Origin of the sequence: Microbulbifer agarilyticus (assembly GCF_001999945.1) — a bacterium.
GTDB lineage: Bacteria > Pseudomonadota > Gammaproteobacteria > Pseudomonadales > Cellvibrionaceae > Microbulbifer > Microbulbifer agarilyticus_A.
The window spans coordinates 1,950,007-1,967,092 of sequence record NZ_CP019650.1 but is presented as its reverse complement, the minus strand read 5'-3'; the positions used below and the strand labels follow the sequence as shown (position 1 = coordinate 1,967,092).

The window sequence follows — 17,086 nt, the reverse complement described above, 5'->3', positions numbered from 1 at the left end:
GCCTCTATTTTCCCTAGTCAATTTCCCCACCGCACTCCCGACCTTTCAACCGAAAGTTCATTATCGGCGCAACCAATCCAATCCAGCCTTCACCAAATTACTAAGAGAAGGCCCTCCCCCATTCAAATACATATTTGATCGGTCGTTCTACAACTTAAGCATGAGATACGAAGGTCTCAGGGTAAAAAGACCCCGCGAGAATATAATGGCGCCGCGATCATGAGAGATTTCGCGTGCCTCAAAAGGGAAGCAAGATGGTTAACGAGCAACTCTGAAGCGCACTAGCACTAAGCAACTGTCATTAAAAGGGAGTATGACATGCGATTATCTTCTACGCTGTGCTTGATCACTTTTCTCCAATTTTTTTCCTCTCAGCTCAACGCTGTGACAGACCAGCCAACGATTCCACAATTTGTCTCCAACCCTCTCTCCGACTCAACGACGAACCTGGCCAGCCGCCAACTTTTAGTAAAGTTTCGCGAAGGATCGACCAGCAATCTCTGGAACCAGATTTTGCAGCCCTATGAATTTACTTCCACCCAGTCGGTCTACTCACCGGTGAAGTATTTACAGGCATTCAACCAGCAGCTTGCCTCGTGGCAACTGGTTACCTTTGGGAACGCCACCAGAGCCGGCGCCAGCTTCGAGGCATTAAGAAATAATCCAGATATTGAATATGTCGCTCCGAACGCAGCATTCCAGCTGCAATCGCTACCCAACGACTTGTCACCGGCGCTGTGGGGGCTACATAACACCGGACAGGATGACGGTACCTCAGGTGCAGACATCGATGCGGAGTTGGGCTGGTCCATTCGCTATTCCGCGGAAGATATTGTAGTCGCCGTAATTGATACTGGCATTGATTACACGCACCCCGATTTAGCCGCGAACATGTGGGTTAACGAGGGAGAAATCCCCAATAACGGTATCGACGATGACGGCAATGGCTTCGTTGATGATGTACACGGCTATGACTTTGCCAACAAAGACGCCGATCCCATGGATACCGACAGCCACGGTACCCACGTTGCAGGAATTATTGGTGCCGAGGGAAATAACGGCCTAGGTATTTCCGGTGTCACCTGGAAAACCAAACTGATGGCGATCAAGGTTTTCGCCGATAACTCCAAAGCCGCCTACACCGCCGATATCGTGAGTGGCATCCTCTATGCTGCCGATATGGGCGCGCGAATTTCCAACAATTCTTACGGTGCTGTATTCACCGACGCAGTCGCCGAGGAAATCTTCAATCGCCCCATCGCCGATGCAGTTCACTACGCGCGCGAAGCCGATATGCTATTCGTCGCCGCAGCGGGCAATAACGGATTTAGTGCGGATGAATCGCTAAAGGTCACCTCCCCTGCAACCATCGATTCTCCCAATGTGATTTCCGTAGCCGCCACTACTCGCGCAGACCTGCGCGCAGATTTTTCCAATTTTGGCGAAACCGGCGCTGACATTGCGGCACCTGGGAAAGATATTCTTTCGACCGTGCCGGGATCAGAGTACGCAAGTTATAGCGGCACCTCCATGGCTGCCCCGTTCGTGAGCGGAGCCGCCGCGCTGGTTGCCGCACAATACCCAGAGCTTTCCGTGGAAGAGTTGCGCGCGGTACTGGTTGAAAGCGCAGAGCCAGTGGAAGCATTGGCCGGTATTACGCTCTCCGGAGGCAGACTCAACCTGCACAGTGCGCTTACCCACATTCCATCCGGGCACTGCCCGAGCCATACCGCAACCCCCATGAATCATCATCTCGCAGGGCGTGCGGTTTACTGTGCTGGGAGCTATATCAATTTCTGCGCGGCAGGCAGTAATGAGTACATAGGAACAAACTACGCCCTGGAGCCGGTGCTACTTTTTGAGTCTGACCCAGACTTTTTCAGCACCACTAATCTCTGTGCACCGAGCAACACACCGCCGCTGCTAGCAGGAGAATCACAACAACAAATCTATTTGCGCGAAGGTGAGACGGCACCAGAACCTAACCTTGTCGCTACCGACCTGCAAGACGGGGACATCTCCACCGGAATTTCCGATAGCGGCGCACCGCAAACCGGACTCGCTGGGTACTATTTGCGTCGGTTTAGCGTCGCCGACAGCAGTAACCTGACCGCAGTGCCCTGGATACAAAAAATCAATGTACTCGCAAACGACGCCCCGCCCCGGCTGGCGCTACTGGGACCAGTCTGCGATTTCTGGTGGTGCGATGTAGCGCTGCATAGCGTTGGCGAACCCTGGCAAGACCCGGGATACGTAGGCTGGGACCTGCTCGATGGCGACCTGACCGATTCAGTTACCTACACACCGGTCGATACCAGTACCCTCGGGGTGCGCGCAATTCGCTACACGGTCTCTGACAGTGCCGGGAATGAAACCGAGAGTGGAGCATTTCGCCTCGTTGGGATTGCGGATCCTGAATTACCACTGATCGAGTTTGAGAACCGGCCAAATGGCAAGTCTTTGCACAACTCGACACCCGCGGAACGTAGTACGGTGCGCACTTACCGCCGGGACAATTGGGAGTTTGATCCAAGCGCTTACGCACTGGATATGAAAGATGGCTTCCAATACCTATCGCTGGAAGCGTTCAACCATAATGTCGATGCATCCCATGATGGCCAGTATCGCGTGACAGCAATCTTTACTGATAGCGATGGTAATACTGCGGTTGCCGAGCAACAGGTCGAGATCGTCACCGATACCCAGCCTCCTGTCTTGACCCTGAACGGCGCAGATACTATTGAAATCGAAATTGGCGATGATTTTATCGATCCCGGTTACCGTGTCGAAGATGATCTGGATAGCTACCCGCGTGTAACACCGGGACCAGACCCAGATACCTACACGGAAGGCGCCTACACCAAGACCTATCAAGCAACCGATGGCAGCGACAATCTCAGTCAGGTTGTACAGCGAACCATTCACGTAGTGCGAAGCCACTGGGATCACCCGCCCAAACGCGCCGGTTTTGGCTGGAGCCGTGTTGCCCCCGATACCGCACATATCAATGCAAGCTTTATCGATGTCGATGACGATATTCAAACGCTAGAGCTGCACTACAGTGACGGCAATCATGGAGGTACCGGACAACTCGCGCCAGCCAGTGGCATTAGCTTCGATGCACCAGCGCATACCTTCAGCGCGAGTTTCACACTTATCGGCCCGCCAGGTGACTATACGTTTTTTGTTTTAGCGCGCGACGCCAAAGGAAATGAGAGCCAAACGCGAGCATTTACCGCAACCCTGCTGCCGGTTCCCGAACCACCCGTGATCGAATCGATAGCACTCACTGTACAGGGCTACGATATTCGAGTTTCCGGAACGGTCAGTGATTTGGATGGGGATGCGGAAGAATTGCGTGTGTCTTCTGAGCTTAGCTTCACTTGCTCAGGTGTTGCAGAGTTTGAATGTACCGCAACAGCCCCTGCTGCAGGCGACTATTCCATTTTGATTCAGGCTGTCGATACGGCGGGCAATGCCAGTGCACTGGAAACACTGCAGGCCCGGGTTTCAACCGCGTGTGAAACTGCAGCGAATACCACACATATCAGTGCTGGCCGGGCAGTAGAATGTGGCACCCTGTTCACATCCAGCGCTTGTGCGGTTGGCTCTGGCGATGCACTGGGCTCCAGCTCATTATGGTTCCCGGCAACATCCACATTACTGGAATCAGGACCCGGCTACTGGGAAAAGGTTAGCATCTGCCCCTAGGCGAAATAGACGCTATTCAGCATGTAGCATTGAGCGGACGGCTCTCCCCTGAGCCGTCCCTGTTCAGTATGTTCTGGGTTAAACACCCACAATACGCGCGCGGAAGTTGCGACCTTTCAGTTTGCCATTGGCGAGCTTTTTTAGGGCCTTTTTGGCCACCGGGCGCTCCACTGCTACGAAGGTGGAGAAATCGAACAGCTGAATTTTGCCGATCTGCTTGCCATCAATGCCACCTTCACCGGTCAGTGCGCCAACCACATCGCCAGCGCGGACCTTCTGCTTTTTGCCGCCGTCGATCTGCAGCGTTGTCATGACTGGGCGAACAGGGGCAAAGCCTTGTGGGGTATCAGGCACGTCCAGCAAAGGGATTTCCTGACCCATCAATTCTTCCAAACGCTCGAGTTTGTAGACTTCCTTCTTGCTGACCAGAGAGATTGCCACGCCCTTCTGCCCTGCCCGTCCGGTACGGCCAACCCGGTGCACATGCACTTCTGGGTCTCGCGACAGGTGGTAGTTCACCACGATGGGTAGCTCTTCGATATCCAGCCCGCGTGCGGCAACATCGGTGGCTACAAGAATCGACGCGCTGCCATTGGCAAACAGGGTCAAAGTGCGGTCGCGTTCCTTCTGCTCCATATCGCCGTGCAGCGCGAGCGCGGCGAAACCTGCGCGCTTGAGCGCGTTGGCGGCCTCATCGGTTTCCTTTTTGGTGTTACAGAATACAAGCGCCGATGACGCATCGTGATTGGCAAGCAATTGATACAGAGCCGCCGGGCGCGCCTCATTGTTTTGCACCTTGTAGTACTTCTGCTCGATGGTACTTTTGGTGTGACCCGCAGCCACTTCCACTTTTACCGGATTGCTGAGCACGCGGCTGGCGAGCGCATCGATGGTTTTTGGATAGGTCGCAGAAAACAGCAAGGTCTGCCGACTTTTCGGCAAGGTAGCAAGGATCTCGTCCAGCACCGCCTGGAAACCCATGTCGAGCATACGATCGGCTTCATCCAGCACCAGAGTCTCCACACTACCCAGATCGAGATTGCCCTTGCGCAGGTGATCCTCAATGCGGCCAGGCGTACCTACCACGATATGGGCACCGTGCTTGAGAGAGCCGATTTGCGGACCAAACGGCATACCGCCACACAGAGTGAGGATCTTGATGTTGTGAATCGCGCGCGCCAGTTTGCGCAGCTCCCGGGCTACCTGATCGGCCAGCTCGCGAGTCGGGCACAATACCAGCGCCTGCACGCGAAATTGCTCGGCGCGCAGTTTCTGCAACAGGCCGAGACCAAATGCCACCGTCTTACCGGAACCGGTCTTGGCCTGGCCGATCACATCCTTGCCCGCAACCATCGCCGGCAATGCCGCCGCCTGGATCTCGGTCAATTGGGCGTAGCCCAGATCCTTGAGGTTCTTTAGCAAAGCTGGTTTCAGCGGCAATGACTGAAAATCTTTAGGGTTGGCGTTATCAGAAGTTGAGGAAGTCACGGTATAGGCTCGAATATGGGGTTCGGGTCGGCTCAAGTGAGCTCGATTTGGAGGAAGGCGGCGTATTGTAGGTAAGCCGGCCTGACTTTCCTACTGCAAGTGACCTTAAGTGGCGTTAATCGCCGTACCCGGTCATTTCCAGATACCCAGCGCCGCTATGACTGCCCTTGACCGTGACCGGCCCCTCCCAATAGCGCATAGCTCCCGTATTCCAGTATTCACCAGGCCAGGAATGAACGTCGAGTTCGAGATTTGCCGAGGGCACGGTAAGCCGCCACACCACCGGCACCCGGCCATAGCGGGTATTCCGATAATCCATGGCGCTGAGGGTGAAATCTCCCGGTTTCAACGGCGTCGTCGTCCCATCTGCGGCCACCAGTGTGGCGGAATAGAAATCTTCTGCGCCACGCACGCGGAACACCATCAGGTGGCGCTTGTCATCCAGATGCAGGGCCATCCAGTCCCAGCCGGTCTGGTCTTCTTTCAGGTACTGGCTGCTCCACTCGCGGTCGAACCAACCCTGCCCTTTTACCGTAAAGGTTTCGGTCTCTTCGTTATCGAGGAATGCTACTTCGCCTTCAATCGCCAGATCCGGGTAGCTGAAATACATCGAGCCACCGCCCCCGGCGGATTTTGCGCTAAAGCCCTGTTCACCGTGGAAGATTGGCGGTAATCGCGGCTGTATACGAAGGCGGAAGCGAAACTCCCGCTCAACCACCTCAAGTGTCCAAACGCCATCCTGATCAGATGCCAGCTGCCAGTGATCAATCCATGCGTGAAACGGCTCGGCAGTTACATCGGCTTGTCCATTGCCACCGCGCGCAGCTCGATCCGCGAACCAATGCTGGTTGGGACGACTCACCGCCGTATGCGCGAACCACACTTCGTTGCGCCGCCAATCGAGTTTGCGCTCCTGCTCACCACTGGAATACGGGCCCGGCTTGATGCCGTTGCGAAACAGGGTCCACTGCACCCCGAATTGCTCACCGTCCGCATCCTCCAGATTCGCAGTGAGGTACCACCACTCCAGGCGGAATTCCGGGTGCGCACCCATATCTTGTGGGAGCACAACCGGCATTCCTGGGTGCGCCTGCTTGAAACCCTGCGGAGGATCGGTGAGTGCGCTCATGGTGGAGGAAGTCGATGGCTCTTCGCTACAGGCAGCCAGCAACAAGACCAGCGCAGTGAGCCAGGTAGAAACAACTGCGCGGCTATTCATTCTTGAGGGTCTCCAACCGTACCGGATTACCGGCCAGTAAACCGACTGCTGCTCCAATCAGCAGGCATACGCCCCAAACCTGTAGCCAAAACATCGGATAGAAATGCAGCGGCAGCGCCCAGCCAAAAGCTGCCGGGTTGACCCGCGCCACCAGCACCCAGCTCAGGAACAAACCAAGCGGTACCGCCAATATCGCGAGTAGCCCCGTCACCAGAATACTGTGGGCTATCAAGCGACGGCGCAGACTTGCGCGTGGTACGCCACTGACATAAAGCAAGGTATAACTGGATTGGCGCAAGCGGAATATGACCAGTCCCATTAACGCGAGTGCGGTGCCCGCTAACACGAGAGTTAACCCATTCAATAATCGGGTTAACTGGAAAGTACGCGAGAAGGCAGCATTGGCTGCTCGTTTGAGTTCCTGTTGGTCACGCAAATCGCTCTCCTGAAGCCAGGGGTATGCATCCAACCAATCCCGCCAAACCTCATCAGCGGGATCGGTTAACCCCAACACGAAACGGGTATAACGCTCGGGCAGCGCATCGTGCACTTGCGCAAGCGGCAACATCAGTTCGCCCTGTGGGCGTCCGTAGTCTGCGTAAATACCGACAACGGTTCGAGTATCAGAGGTGTCGCCAAGCTTGAACTGAAGCTGATCCCCCAACCCTAGTGATTCCCGCCTTGCGAGCTGTTCATTAATCAAAACGCCACCGCTATGCACGCGCTGCCATAGATTTGGTTCAGCACTGAGAAATGGCCAGTCCTGCAACAGTGGTGACTTTGGATCGATAGCGAAGACATCGATCTGCTTCTGAGAATGGGACGACTCCAGCACCGCGCGCCCACGCACCATTGGCAACACCGCAGAAACACCGGGTAACTTTTGCAGGCGCTGCTGCCACTCGTTTGTATCCACCTGCTGCCCGGGGTCGAGGTAGAGGTCGCCCTGCAGCCGCTGGTCCAGCCAGCGATCAAACGTGGATTCGAAACCAGAAACCATCGCTTGCACACCAATTGCAGTCGCAATGGCAAAGGCAAGTGCGGTAAGCGGCAAACTCAGTAACCGGCACAAGGCGCGCATTTCTGAGAAGGACCACTCCAGCAACGGCCGCTGGGTAACGCGCTCGGCAAATGCCAGCAGGCCGTTCAGCATCTCCGGCAGCAACATACCGCAGCCGATAAGGCACCCCAGAGTCGCCGCAAATATCAGCCAAAGGGTAAAGGTGGACAGCAAGGTAACTAAAGAGACCACGACCAACAGGAGTGCGATCAATACGCGCCAGTTGCGTTCTCTGCCCCCACCCTCACCCTGTTCGGACGTCGCTCGAAACGGATTTTTATGGGTACCTTGGCGGCCTGAGGCAGAAAGCAAATCAAAACAGGCCCAGCCCACAACAAAAGCCAGAATCAGCACCATGCCCAACCAGGACATAAGCGTAAGGCGGCTTTGCGCGAGTGCCTGCACGCTGAAAAGACCACTGAGAGTCCCGGAAAAGCCATCGGCGAGTCCGGACGCCAGGCGCTCCCCTAGCCATACGCCGATGGTCCCCCCGACGAGCGCGACTAACAACACCTCGACGATCAGCGCAATACGCAATTTATTTTGCGGGATACCACAGCGCACCAGAATATCCAGGCTGCGACGCCGCTGTTCGAGGGCGAAGCGATACACACTGCGCACCAGTAGCGCCGCGACCAATAGTGTCAAAACGCCAAGCGCATTCAGGCTAAGCAGAAATGCGTCGACCAGCGGTGCCGGTTCAACGCCATAGTCTTCCACCTCGGTGCGGTACCCAGACGGCAGCTGTTTGACGCCCAGCTCTGAGGCGGGCAGCAATATAGCAAGGGTATTTCGATTAGCCGATGCAAATTCCTGCGCGACGGAGATATCTGCAAACAGCTGATTCCGGGGTACACCTTCCAGCGCTTCGAACTCAACCCCTCCTGATCCAGGAAGCGCCAATGCCTTCCATTTTCCGAAATCTTCCGCGGCGCCAAGTAATAGCGGCTTGTCCCAGGAGGTAATGAGTTTTTCGACTACCGCCACATCAGCGCTAGATTCAGAGTCGCCCCCCTCATCGGTATCACTGAACTGCCGCAGGCAACCGGCAGTAAACGGATCGATGCCAATTACATCGGGGGCTGCGCGGTCTGCAAACTGCACACGTAATTGTGGTGCCACGCATAGTCCGGCGCGACGCAGAGCGGCGAAATCTTCCACCGTTAGCTCGCGCCCATCGTCACGCTCAACACGCAACAATGGTTCAAGTAATTCGCTGGACTTCTTTGCCGCACTTGCCGCGGAATCAGTCAGCGCCCGCACGCCACTCCATAAAGTTGCGGCGCACACCAGAATCAGCAACAGTCCGAGCAACTGTGCCGGATGGCGGCGGTAATGGCTTAGGAAGACAGTGCCGAGTCCCATGGACGCAGGGCTCCTTCGCGCAGCTCCAGTATCCGGTCGCAGCGTTCGGCTAATTCCGGGTTATGGGTGACGATCAACGCGCCCACATCGCGCTCGCGAATGGCATCAAAGAACAGGGGGGTAACCCGCTGGGTGGTAGCGTAATCGAGGCTGCCGGTGGGCTCATCGGCGAGGATCAGCTTCGGCTGCATGGCAAAAGCACAGGCCAGTGCCGCACGCTGGCGCTGGCCGCCGGAAAGTTGATCCGGGTAACGCCCCGCGGTAGCCGCAATATCTAGACGCTCCATCAACGCCGCGCCATCGTGCTCTGCCAGTCCAGCCAAACCGGCGCGAAAGGCAATATTGCGCGCAACCATAAGCGTGGGAATCAAGTTGCCGTCCTGAAACAGCGTGGCAATGTGCCGGCGGCGCAGTTGCGCCCAATCATTGTCGGTGAGTTGGGAAGACGCTCTGCCTAATATTTCCAACTCACCCTCATCCGGTGCCATCAGGCCGTTCAGCAGATTCAACAAAGTACTTTTGCCCGAGCCAGAAGGCCCGATCACTGCCACCGCTTCGCCCGCATACAATTCAAGCGATGCGCCACGCAATACACGAACAGGGGCATTTGCGCCACCGTAGGAGCGGCTGAGGTTGCGGGCTCGAATCAAGGGCTCTTTCATCGGTGGTTTGCTACCTGCCGGGATACCATGTCATTGAATGGTTGCAGAATACGCTCAAAATCTCCCTCCGGTTCAAGCTGCTGCATCGCCAATGCAATACTCTCGATCGTAGACAGGCTATTTTCCATAGATGATTTGCGCACCTGATAATTGGATGACATATCACCGGAAAAGCTCACCCGCGGCAACTGCTGCAGTAACGGCTGTAAGTGCAGCATCTTCTTCGACTTTCGCCAGGTTGCATCTACCACCACCAGTTGCTCGAGCTCCTCGCCCTGCGGACTGCCTGGCTCGATGGCTGCAACTGGAGGTAACCAACTAAGGGACGGATAAAGCAACGCCGAATGCGGTTTTAGCAGCTGTTTGAGCGATTCTTCAGAAAGGGTTTCCGCTACCACCAGCTCGCTGTTATCCAAACAGAGATGCGCCATACGCCCCGTGTTGAACGGGTGCTTCTGCTCTTGCGGGTGCTGAATAATGAGCACCTTGATACGGCTGGGAATACGCACCAGGGCACCGCAATAGCACATATTGCGTGGGCGCTGGCAGGTGGGGCAGATTTCGCGTGGCATAGAGTGGTGTAAACCCAGACAATTCAATTCATATATTGACTGACTAGTTGCATCCCGTGGGATGTCCCCAGCCCTTAAATTCTACCGCACCCACAAATTCCGCCGCAAAGCACTGCGCCTCCATTACCAATCTCAGCCGCGACGTAAGTACAAGCACCCTCGATCGCCCGGTTACTGGTACCTGTAGCACCCCGAGTCAAACTGTGACATGAAACAAATCAACAATCCTGACGATAGATATACTACGCGCCTTACCCCCTAAGCTGTCTTTCCTCAGAGGTACCTATGAAACTGCTCAGATTCGCCATTCCACTGCTCACCGCCGTCATCAGCATGCCCTCTTTTGCCAACCAGAATGGTGTCGGCCTGGGTCTCGCGTACGATCTTGGCGTCGGCGTCACCGCACAATTCCGTGGTACCTCAATCTTCGTCAATAGCGACGCGATCGCCGTCGATATGCGCCTGCAGAACTTCCGCAATGACCGCGGCACCGCCTACGTTTACATCGATGCGGGCGGCTTCTATGAGGATGGCGGCCGTGACAGTTACAATGACAAAGCCGGCGTGCGTCTGCCAATCGGCCTGTCCTTTGGAATTGCGCCGAGTGTGCAAGCCTATGTGCAGGCTGTGCCTAACTTCGCCTTCAGCGACAATGAAAACCAGGAAGGTTTTGGCGTAGATGGCGCACTGGGGCTGCGTTTACGCTTCTAAGTTAGCCAAACAACCAATGGCGCCATCGTTTTCCGTGATTTAGGGCGAACTAGATTTGAACTCAACAGGCAATGAATTAAGCGCACACTGGCTCACCGATGCCGAGATGCCGTTAGCCAACAAGTTCTATCGCGCACATAAATTTCGCGGCAAAGCGCGGCGCCACGATCCCTGCATGGTGGTGCGCGACGCGCAAAACCAGATTATTGCCTGTGGCTCCCTGCGCAAACTCACCGACAGCCAGCTGCTCGCCGGCGTGGCCGTCGCGGAAGAATCCCGTGGCAAAGGCGTCGCGCGCTTCCTGTTGCAACAGATGGCAGAAGCCTACGACGACAGCACCTTCACCTTCCCCTACCGGCATCTGGTGCCCTTTTACGAATCCCTCGGCTACACCGAAGTCGCTGAAAGTGGCTTGCCTTCCGCCATTGTCGACCGCTTCCATACCTACCAGAAACAAGGGCGTGACATATTGATCATGCGCTATCAAGCACCGCGCTAGCCCTGCCGCTTCCCCGTTCGCCTTGGCGCAATTTGAACTAGACTTCGACTGGCCCTGATATGGAGATATCACACTGGCAGAGGAGCGCTCGATGTCTATCAGCATTGCGAACCGGGCGCGAATACTGTTTGCCGTGGCCCTGGTACTCGTTGTGCTGGCCGCATGGCTGTATTCCCAGCTCGCATCAGGTCGCCAAACAACCTACGAGATCGTCACCCAAGACCCCGTCTCCGGGCTGATCGTCGGCGCGCCAGTGGAGTTTCATGGTGTCGACGTCGGGCACGTAACCAGCGTGGAGCTAACTGGCCCCACGTCTGTACGCATTCTGCTCGAAGTAAAAAATGATACACCCATCACCAAAGCCACCGTCGCCACCATCACCGCACGCGGACTGGCAACACGGGGTTTTACCGGTTACGTCTACATTTTGCTGAACAATTCGGGAAGCGATCAGGGCTCACTTATTCCCGCGCCCGGCGCCCGATACGCACGGATCCCCAGTACCCCATCGCGCTCGGTCAATCTGGACACGGCAATCAGCCAGGTAAATCAGAACGTACAGGCGTTAACCGAACTGGTGCGCACCCTACTCAATCAAGACACTATCACCGCCCTGCAACACACCGCTGAAAACCTGCAGCAGGTTACCCGCGTGCTCGCAACCAACCAGGAACAGCTCAGTGCAATCATAACCAATAGCGAGCAGGCCACCCGCAAGCTGGGGCCACTACTGGATTCAACTAGCGATACCCTAAACGCCCTGCAGCAGGTGAGCCAAATGTTGGCCAGTAACCAGCAACGACTGAATACCATCATCGCCAACACCGAGCAGGCGAGCGGCCAGCTAGGCCCACTGCTGGATTCCAGCACCAACTCTATCAATGCGTTGCAACAGCAGGTTCTGCCTCAGGCCTACCGCACCATGGCCACCCTCAACCAGCTGAGCAATTCGATAACGCGGCTTACCGACAAGATCAATCGCGACCCATCCGTGTTGATCCGCGGCAGTGCGGCGCCACCACTTGGACCGGGCGAGTCCGAATGAAACCAAGCAGCGGCCATCGCACATCACCGCCAAGGTTGAATCAAACCTGGGCTGCTCGCATCGTAATGGCAGTGTTTGGCGTCGCGCTACTTTCCGGGTGCTCGATATTTTCCCCTGTTGAAAACAATATGCGCGTGGCGGTAATCGACCAGATCCCAGTCGTAACACCAGAAAAAAGCCGAGGTGATACGACCCTGCTAGTGCTACCGCCTGCCATCAACCCGGTTTACGACACCATACGCATGGCCTATCAGGCGCAGTCCCATCAGATCGACTACTTCAGCAAACACGAATGGGGCGCAACGCCAGCGCAGATGCTGCAACCCCTGCTAGCGCACACGTTTGAGGGCACTCAGCAGTTCAGGGCCGTGGCCACACCGCCCTACTTCGGCCCCTACAGTTATGGGTTACGCACAGAGATTTTGGAGTTTGTACAGGACTTCACTTCCGCCCCGGCACGATTTCACCTGGCATTGCGGGTACAACTGGTGGATGGAAGGTCCAACCGGATTATCGCCAGCCAGTTGTTTACAGTACGGGAACCATTGGTAGAACAGACGCCCACCGCAGGCGTTGTCGCGGCGAACAAGGCCACGGCCAGTGCATTGGCGCAGACGGCGCATTTTGTTTTCGAGCAAATCGTTCAATCAGAACCTAACCAGGCCGACCGGGCAAGATCTTCTCCAGAGCATCATCCCGGCAAATAAAGTAGTGCCGCAAGGCAGCGGTAACATGCAGCACGATAAAGCCGATCAACACAAAGCCCAGCCATTTATGCAGCTCGACCAGCAGCTCGAACCGATATTCGTTATGTGCAATAAGATCCGGAAGGCGGAACCCAAAAGCGTATACCGGCACACTCATGGCGGAAGACATTAGCCAGCCACTAATCGGCAAGGCCAACATAAGCGCGTAAAAGCTCAAATGAACAAAGCGCGCAGCGACCTTCTGCCAGTCCGGCATTTTCTCTACCAGCTCCGGCAAAACGTTTCCGACACGCCAAGCCAGCCGCACTAATGTGAGCGCAAGCGCCAGAATGCCGTACTCCTTGTGCAGCAGAATCAACCTTATCTTCTGCTTATCGAACCCGACATCCGGCAGGCTGGCCATATACAGGCCCAGTCCAAGCAACCCAATCAATAACAGCGCCATCACCCAGTGCAGGACGACGGCGACGCTGCCATAACGTGAATCCGAATTTCGGAACATTGAACTCAGCTATATCGGTGGAGTTGACCTAATTCTAGATCTTGCCGAGTGAGATCACTGGTGCGCCAATGAATAATCAATTGCGGCACATACCGCTGCGGCCTGTGCTGCATTGCACTGCTCCGGCGTAGCGCGCGGGCTGTCGGGATAAACCTCGGTGGTGGTCTTGTAGCGTGCGTTGGTGACACTCGCGCAGAGCCCTAGCTTCTTTAGTGGATACTCAATTACTCCGCGGGCGACAACCGGTGAACCGATAATCTCACCATTGTCATCCGCCGGCGCAATATGGGTTACCGTCTCCACCCCCGCAATGACTGCCTGCTGGAATTCTGGTTGCGGGCTTTCGCTATCGTCAACGAGATAGAAGCCATCAGGAATACCGCCCGGGGTAAATGGCTTGCCATCTCGAGCGGCGAGCGCAGGACGGAATTCAGTTTCATCGGTATCAGTAGTTTCATGCAGGTCGATATGCATCACTACGCGATCGACGACGGGGGCGACCAGACGTATCAATGCGGCCGACTCCTCCGCAGGGCTATCATCGTAGAAAGAACGGTTTGGATCGATGGCATTTGGGTTCCAGCGGTGAATGCGCTCATAGGCCCAAGGGCTGACACAGGGCACGACGAGTATATTAGCTCGCCCAGCATACTCTTCGGCATGCTGATCCAAGAACCGCAACGCACCGTGTACACCGCTGGTTTCATAGCCATGCACTCCGCCTGTCACAAGGATTACCGGAAGATCCTCATTCCAGTCGAGGCTGCGGATTGCCAGCAGCGGAAAGCTTTCATCGCCATATTCCAAGCGACCATACTCTTCTATGCCGAAGCGCGAACGCAGCAGTTCAACCTTGCTCAACACCTCAGAATCGTAGCTGCGGTGACGGGTTTGGCGCGATAGCCATTCAGCTCGCTCTGTATCACTCCATGGCGTACTGGGAGTACCGATTGGATAGAATGCGGGGCTCGTGTTCATTCCACTTGTTCTCCAGTCTTTTCATGATTGTATGCCGATGTTTAGTCGGCCGCACCAAACAGCCCCATCTGACCATCCACCAAGCTATCAAAATCCAGATCAATGAACGGCAAAATTGCATCCGCCACCGGCTTTAGCTGGCGGTCGACATAGTGCTGGTAATCGATTGGGGACTGGAGGAAGTCCACTGGCTCGGGGCCGCTGAGCGTGATTGCGTAGCGAATCCAGCCTTTGTTTTGGTACTGCGGTGACAGCCCCTGCTGGCGGCGGCGCTCGTCGGCTAGTCTGGCGGCGCGTACGTGGGGTGGTACGTTTTTTACGTATTGTTCGAGCTTGCGTCTTAGGCGCTTGCGGTACACCAGTTGCTCGTCCATCTCACTTGCCCGGGTTTTCTCTACGGTTTCGCGGATATATGCGGATGGGTCTTCGCCGTGAAACACCATGGCGTAGAGTTTGGTCTGGAATTGCTTGGCAAGTTCGGTCCAATCACTGCGGACGGTTTCCAGCCCCTTGAATACCAACGTTTCTTTATCGCCGTTCATCACCAGGCCCGCGTAGCGTTTCTTGGAGCCAGCCTCAGAGCCGCGAATGGTGGGCATCAAGAAGCGTTGGTAGTGGGTTTCGAATTCCAGTTCCAGTTCGCACTCCAGCGCCAACTCTTCTTTGAGTTTGTTCCGCCAGCGTGTGTTCATCTCACCAGCGAGGTTCTTACCGATCGCATCCGCTTCCTTGGGACTGGGTTGGCCGCTCAGCCAAACAAACGTGGAATCGGTATCGCCATAAATAACCTGGTGGCCCAGCTCCTCAATCCAGCTGGCGGTCTGCTGCATGATCTCGTGACCGCGCAGGGTGATGGAGCTGGCGAGGCGCGTGTCGTAAAAACGGCAGCCACCGCTTCCTAGTACTCCGTAGAAGGAGTTCATGATGATCTTGATGGCTTGGGAACGGGCGGCATCCTTCTCCTGCTTGGCGATATCACGCTGGGCCCAGAGGTTGGTAATGATGTCGGGCAGGAAATGTTTGTCGCGGGAGAAACGCGCACCGCGGAAACCCGGGATGGTGTTTTCATCCGCCTGGCCCTCTTCTACTTCCCCTTTCTCTCCGTCGGCCAAGCCCTCAACCAAACCCATAGGATCGATTTTGAAGGTACGGATGATACTGGGATACAGGCTCTTGAAGTCCAGCACCAGCACGTTGTCGTAGAGGCCGGGCCGGGAATCCATCACATAACCGCCCGGACTCGCCAGACCACCATCGGCCGGCAGATTGGGCGCTACATAGTGGCTGCGGTGGAGTTTGGGCAGGTAAAGGTTGGTAAACGCCGCAACGGAACCACCGCTGCGGTCGAGCTCGAGGCCTGTTAGCTGGGCGCGCAGGCGCAGGTAATCCAGCAGACGGGTGTGCTCATAAATGTCCCAGACCAGGCGGCAGTCTTCCAGGTTGTAGGCGGCGAGCTTGGGCTTGTTATGGCGGAAGTCGTGTTCGATCACGCCCAGGCGGTTGTCCACGTCTTCGGTGTCCTTGCCGCGGCCCAGTAGCGTCTGCGCAACATACTCCAGACTAAAGCTTTCGAAGTTGTAGGTAGCGCTCTTCAGCCCATCGATGCCATCCAGCACTACCCTGCCCGGCAGTGTCACAAAGCCCTGATTGCCTTCGCGGCCATCCCGCCAGCGGGCCTCGGTACCACCGCGCCCCAGCTTCAGGCGCAGGCCATAGCGCCCAGCTCTTTTCAGCAACAGCCGAAAGTCGAAGTCCACCACGGCCCAGCCGATGATGATGTCCGGGTCCAGGGCGGAGATCCTGGCCTCCAGCACCTGCAGCAGCGCTCGTTCGTTTTCCACCCAGTGCATGTTGGTGTCGGCGTCCTCCGGCTCACCAACCATCAGCACTTCTTCCACCCCATGACCATAGAGACCGATGGAATACAGCTCGCCCTTGCCGGAACACTCCACGTCGAGGGAGACCACCTTGAAATCCGGCTGTACCTCGGCACCCTTGAGGCGGACCTGGCGATATTCGGTATAACCGCCTCTGGCCCGGGCTTCGCCTTCAAAGTAGAGGCCACCGCGGGCAAAGCGCTCCATCAGGTAGCGATCGTGCAGACGAAAATCCGCCTCGAAAACCTCGATGCCGCGATCTTTCAACAGAGTTTGCGCCCGACGATGAGCATCGATGGTAGGAAAATACAGCATCGCCGCCTCTTCGCGGCCGAAGGTCTGGAAGCCCAGCTGTTGCCATTCGTGGGGCACGGCGGCCAGTACTTGTTGTACCTGCACGCGGTCCGCCACCTTCACCATAAACACCGGGCGCTCGCCCTCAATTACCAGCTTGGCCGGGCCCTCGGGGGTAGCCAGCCAGTAGTGGATACAGGTGCTGCCGCGCTGATCGAAGCTGTGGCGAGTGAGGAGAAAACCTTGGGGCAAGAGACTGTTCTGGGTTGAGACGTGGGTGATTGGTTTAAGCAATTCTACTGTATGTATGCACAGATATCAGCAACCACCCGATGAGTGCCCTCACCTTTCCCAATAGCCGTATGACCGACGGCTTAACAATTGATGGGCGCTGTA

13 protein-coding genes are annotated in these 17,086 nt (G+C 56.2%); 5 read left to right on the top strand and 8 right to left on the bottom strand.

Going from position 1 to position 17,086, the window contains the following annotated elements; all coding sequences use genetic code 11:
- Window positions 1–513 precede the first annotated feature (513 nt).
- Window positions 514–3,711: a S8 family serine peptidase gene (locus Mag101_RS07965; protein ID WP_198040132.1), complete on the top strand. Its 3,198-nt coding sequence runs from the start codon at window positions 514–516 to the stop codon at window positions 3,709–3,711.
- Window positions 3,712–3,789: 78 nt separating this feature from the next.
- Here the strand turns inward: Mag101_RS07965 and dbpA are convergent, their stop codons facing one another.
- From dbpA to Mag101_RS07940, 5 genes are all read right to left on the bottom strand, one after another.
- Window positions 3,790–5,151: an ATP-dependent RNA helicase DbpA gene (gene dbpA, locus Mag101_RS07960; RefSeq protein WP_198040164.1), complete on the bottom strand. Its 1,362-nt coding sequence runs from the start codon at window positions 5,149–5,151 to the stop codon at window positions 3,790–3,792.
- Between the two features lie 163 nt (window positions 5,152–5,314).
- Window positions 5,315–6,418 carry a lipocalin-like domain-containing protein gene (locus Mag101_RS07955; protein ID WP_077403204.1) on the bottom strand — a complete coding sequence of 368 codons (1,104 nt, stop codon included), beginning with the start codon at window positions 6,416–6,418 and terminating at the stop codon, window positions 5,315–5,317.
- Window positions 6,411–8,843: an ABC transporter permease gene (locus Mag101_RS07950; RefSeq protein ID WP_077403201.1), complete on the bottom strand. Its 2,433-nt coding sequence runs from the start codon at window positions 8,841–8,843 to the stop codon at window positions 6,411–6,413. Before Mag101_RS07950 ends, Mag101_RS07955 begins: the two co-directional genes overlap by 8 nt.
- Window positions 8,819–9,505: an ABC transporter ATP-binding protein gene (locus Mag101_RS07945; RefSeq protein ID WP_077403198.1), complete on the bottom strand. Its 687-nt coding sequence runs from the start codon at window positions 9,503–9,505 to the stop codon at window positions 8,819–8,821. Before Mag101_RS07945 ends, Mag101_RS07950 begins: the two co-directional genes overlap by 25 nt.
- The gene (locus tag Mag101_RS07940) at window positions 9,502–10,077 is read right to left on the bottom strand and encodes a tRNA-uridine aminocarboxypropyltransferase (RefSeq protein ID WP_077403195.1); all 576 of its coding nucleotides are present in this window, start codon (window positions 10,075–10,077) and stop codon (window positions 9,502–9,504) included. The genes Mag101_RS07945 and Mag101_RS07940 overlap by 4 nt, the downstream gene beginning before the upstream one ends.
- 285 nt (window positions 10,078–10,362) lie before the next feature.
- Between Mag101_RS07940 and Mag101_RS07935 the strand changes: the two genes are divergently transcribed.
- The 4 genes from Mag101_RS07935 (at window position 10,363) to Mag101_RS07920 (ending at window position 13,039) form a co-directional block, all read left to right on the top strand.
- Window positions 10,363–10,788: a hypothetical protein gene (locus Mag101_RS07935; protein WP_077403192.1), complete on the top strand. Its 426-nt coding sequence runs from the start codon at window positions 10,363–10,365 to the stop codon at window positions 10,786–10,788.
- Between the two features lie 55 nt (window positions 10,789–10,843).
- Window positions 10,844–11,287, top strand: a complete 444-nt coding sequence (locus Mag101_RS07930; RefSeq protein ID WP_232325179.1) for a GNAT family N-acetyltransferase — start codon at window positions 10,844–10,846, stop codon at window positions 11,285–11,287.
- 91 nt (window positions 11,288–11,378) lie between these two features.
- A complete protein-coding gene (locus Mag101_RS07925) occupies window positions 11,379–12,332 on the top strand; it encodes an MlaD family protein (protein ID WP_077403189.1) in 954 nt (317 codons plus the stop codon).
- Window positions 12,329–13,039: an ABC-type transport auxiliary lipoprotein family protein gene (locus Mag101_RS07920; protein WP_077403185.1), complete on the top strand. Its 711-nt coding sequence runs from the start codon at window positions 12,329–12,331 to the stop codon at window positions 13,037–13,039. Before Mag101_RS07925 ends, Mag101_RS07920 begins: the two co-directional genes overlap by 4 nt.
- On the opposite strand, the gene Mag101_RS07915 is transcribed toward Mag101_RS07920, so the two are convergent.
- From Mag101_RS07915 to Mag101_RS07905, 3 genes are read right to left on the bottom strand one after another with little or no spacing between them, the layout of a single operon-like run.
- Window positions 12,987–13,541 carry a cytochrome b gene (locus Mag101_RS07915; protein ID WP_077403182.1) on the bottom strand — a complete coding sequence of 185 codons (555 nt, stop codon included), beginning with the start codon at window positions 13,539–13,541 and terminating at the stop codon, window positions 12,987–12,989. The genes Mag101_RS07920 and Mag101_RS07915 overlap by 53 nt on opposite strands.
- Window positions 13,542–13,595: 54 nt before the next feature.
- The gene (locus tag Mag101_RS07910) at window positions 13,596–14,519 is read right to left on the bottom strand and encodes a M14 family metallopeptidase (RefSeq protein WP_077403179.1); all 924 of its coding nucleotides are present in this window, start codon (window positions 14,517–14,519) and stop codon (window positions 13,596–13,598) included.
- A 41-nt stretch (window positions 14,520–14,560) separates the two neighbouring features.
- Window positions 14,561–16,942, bottom strand: a complete 2,382-nt coding sequence (locus Mag101_RS07905) for a DNA polymerase II (protein WP_077403176.1) — start codon at window positions 16,940–16,942, stop codon at window positions 14,561–14,563.
- Window positions 16,943–17,086: the final 144 nt, after the last annotated feature.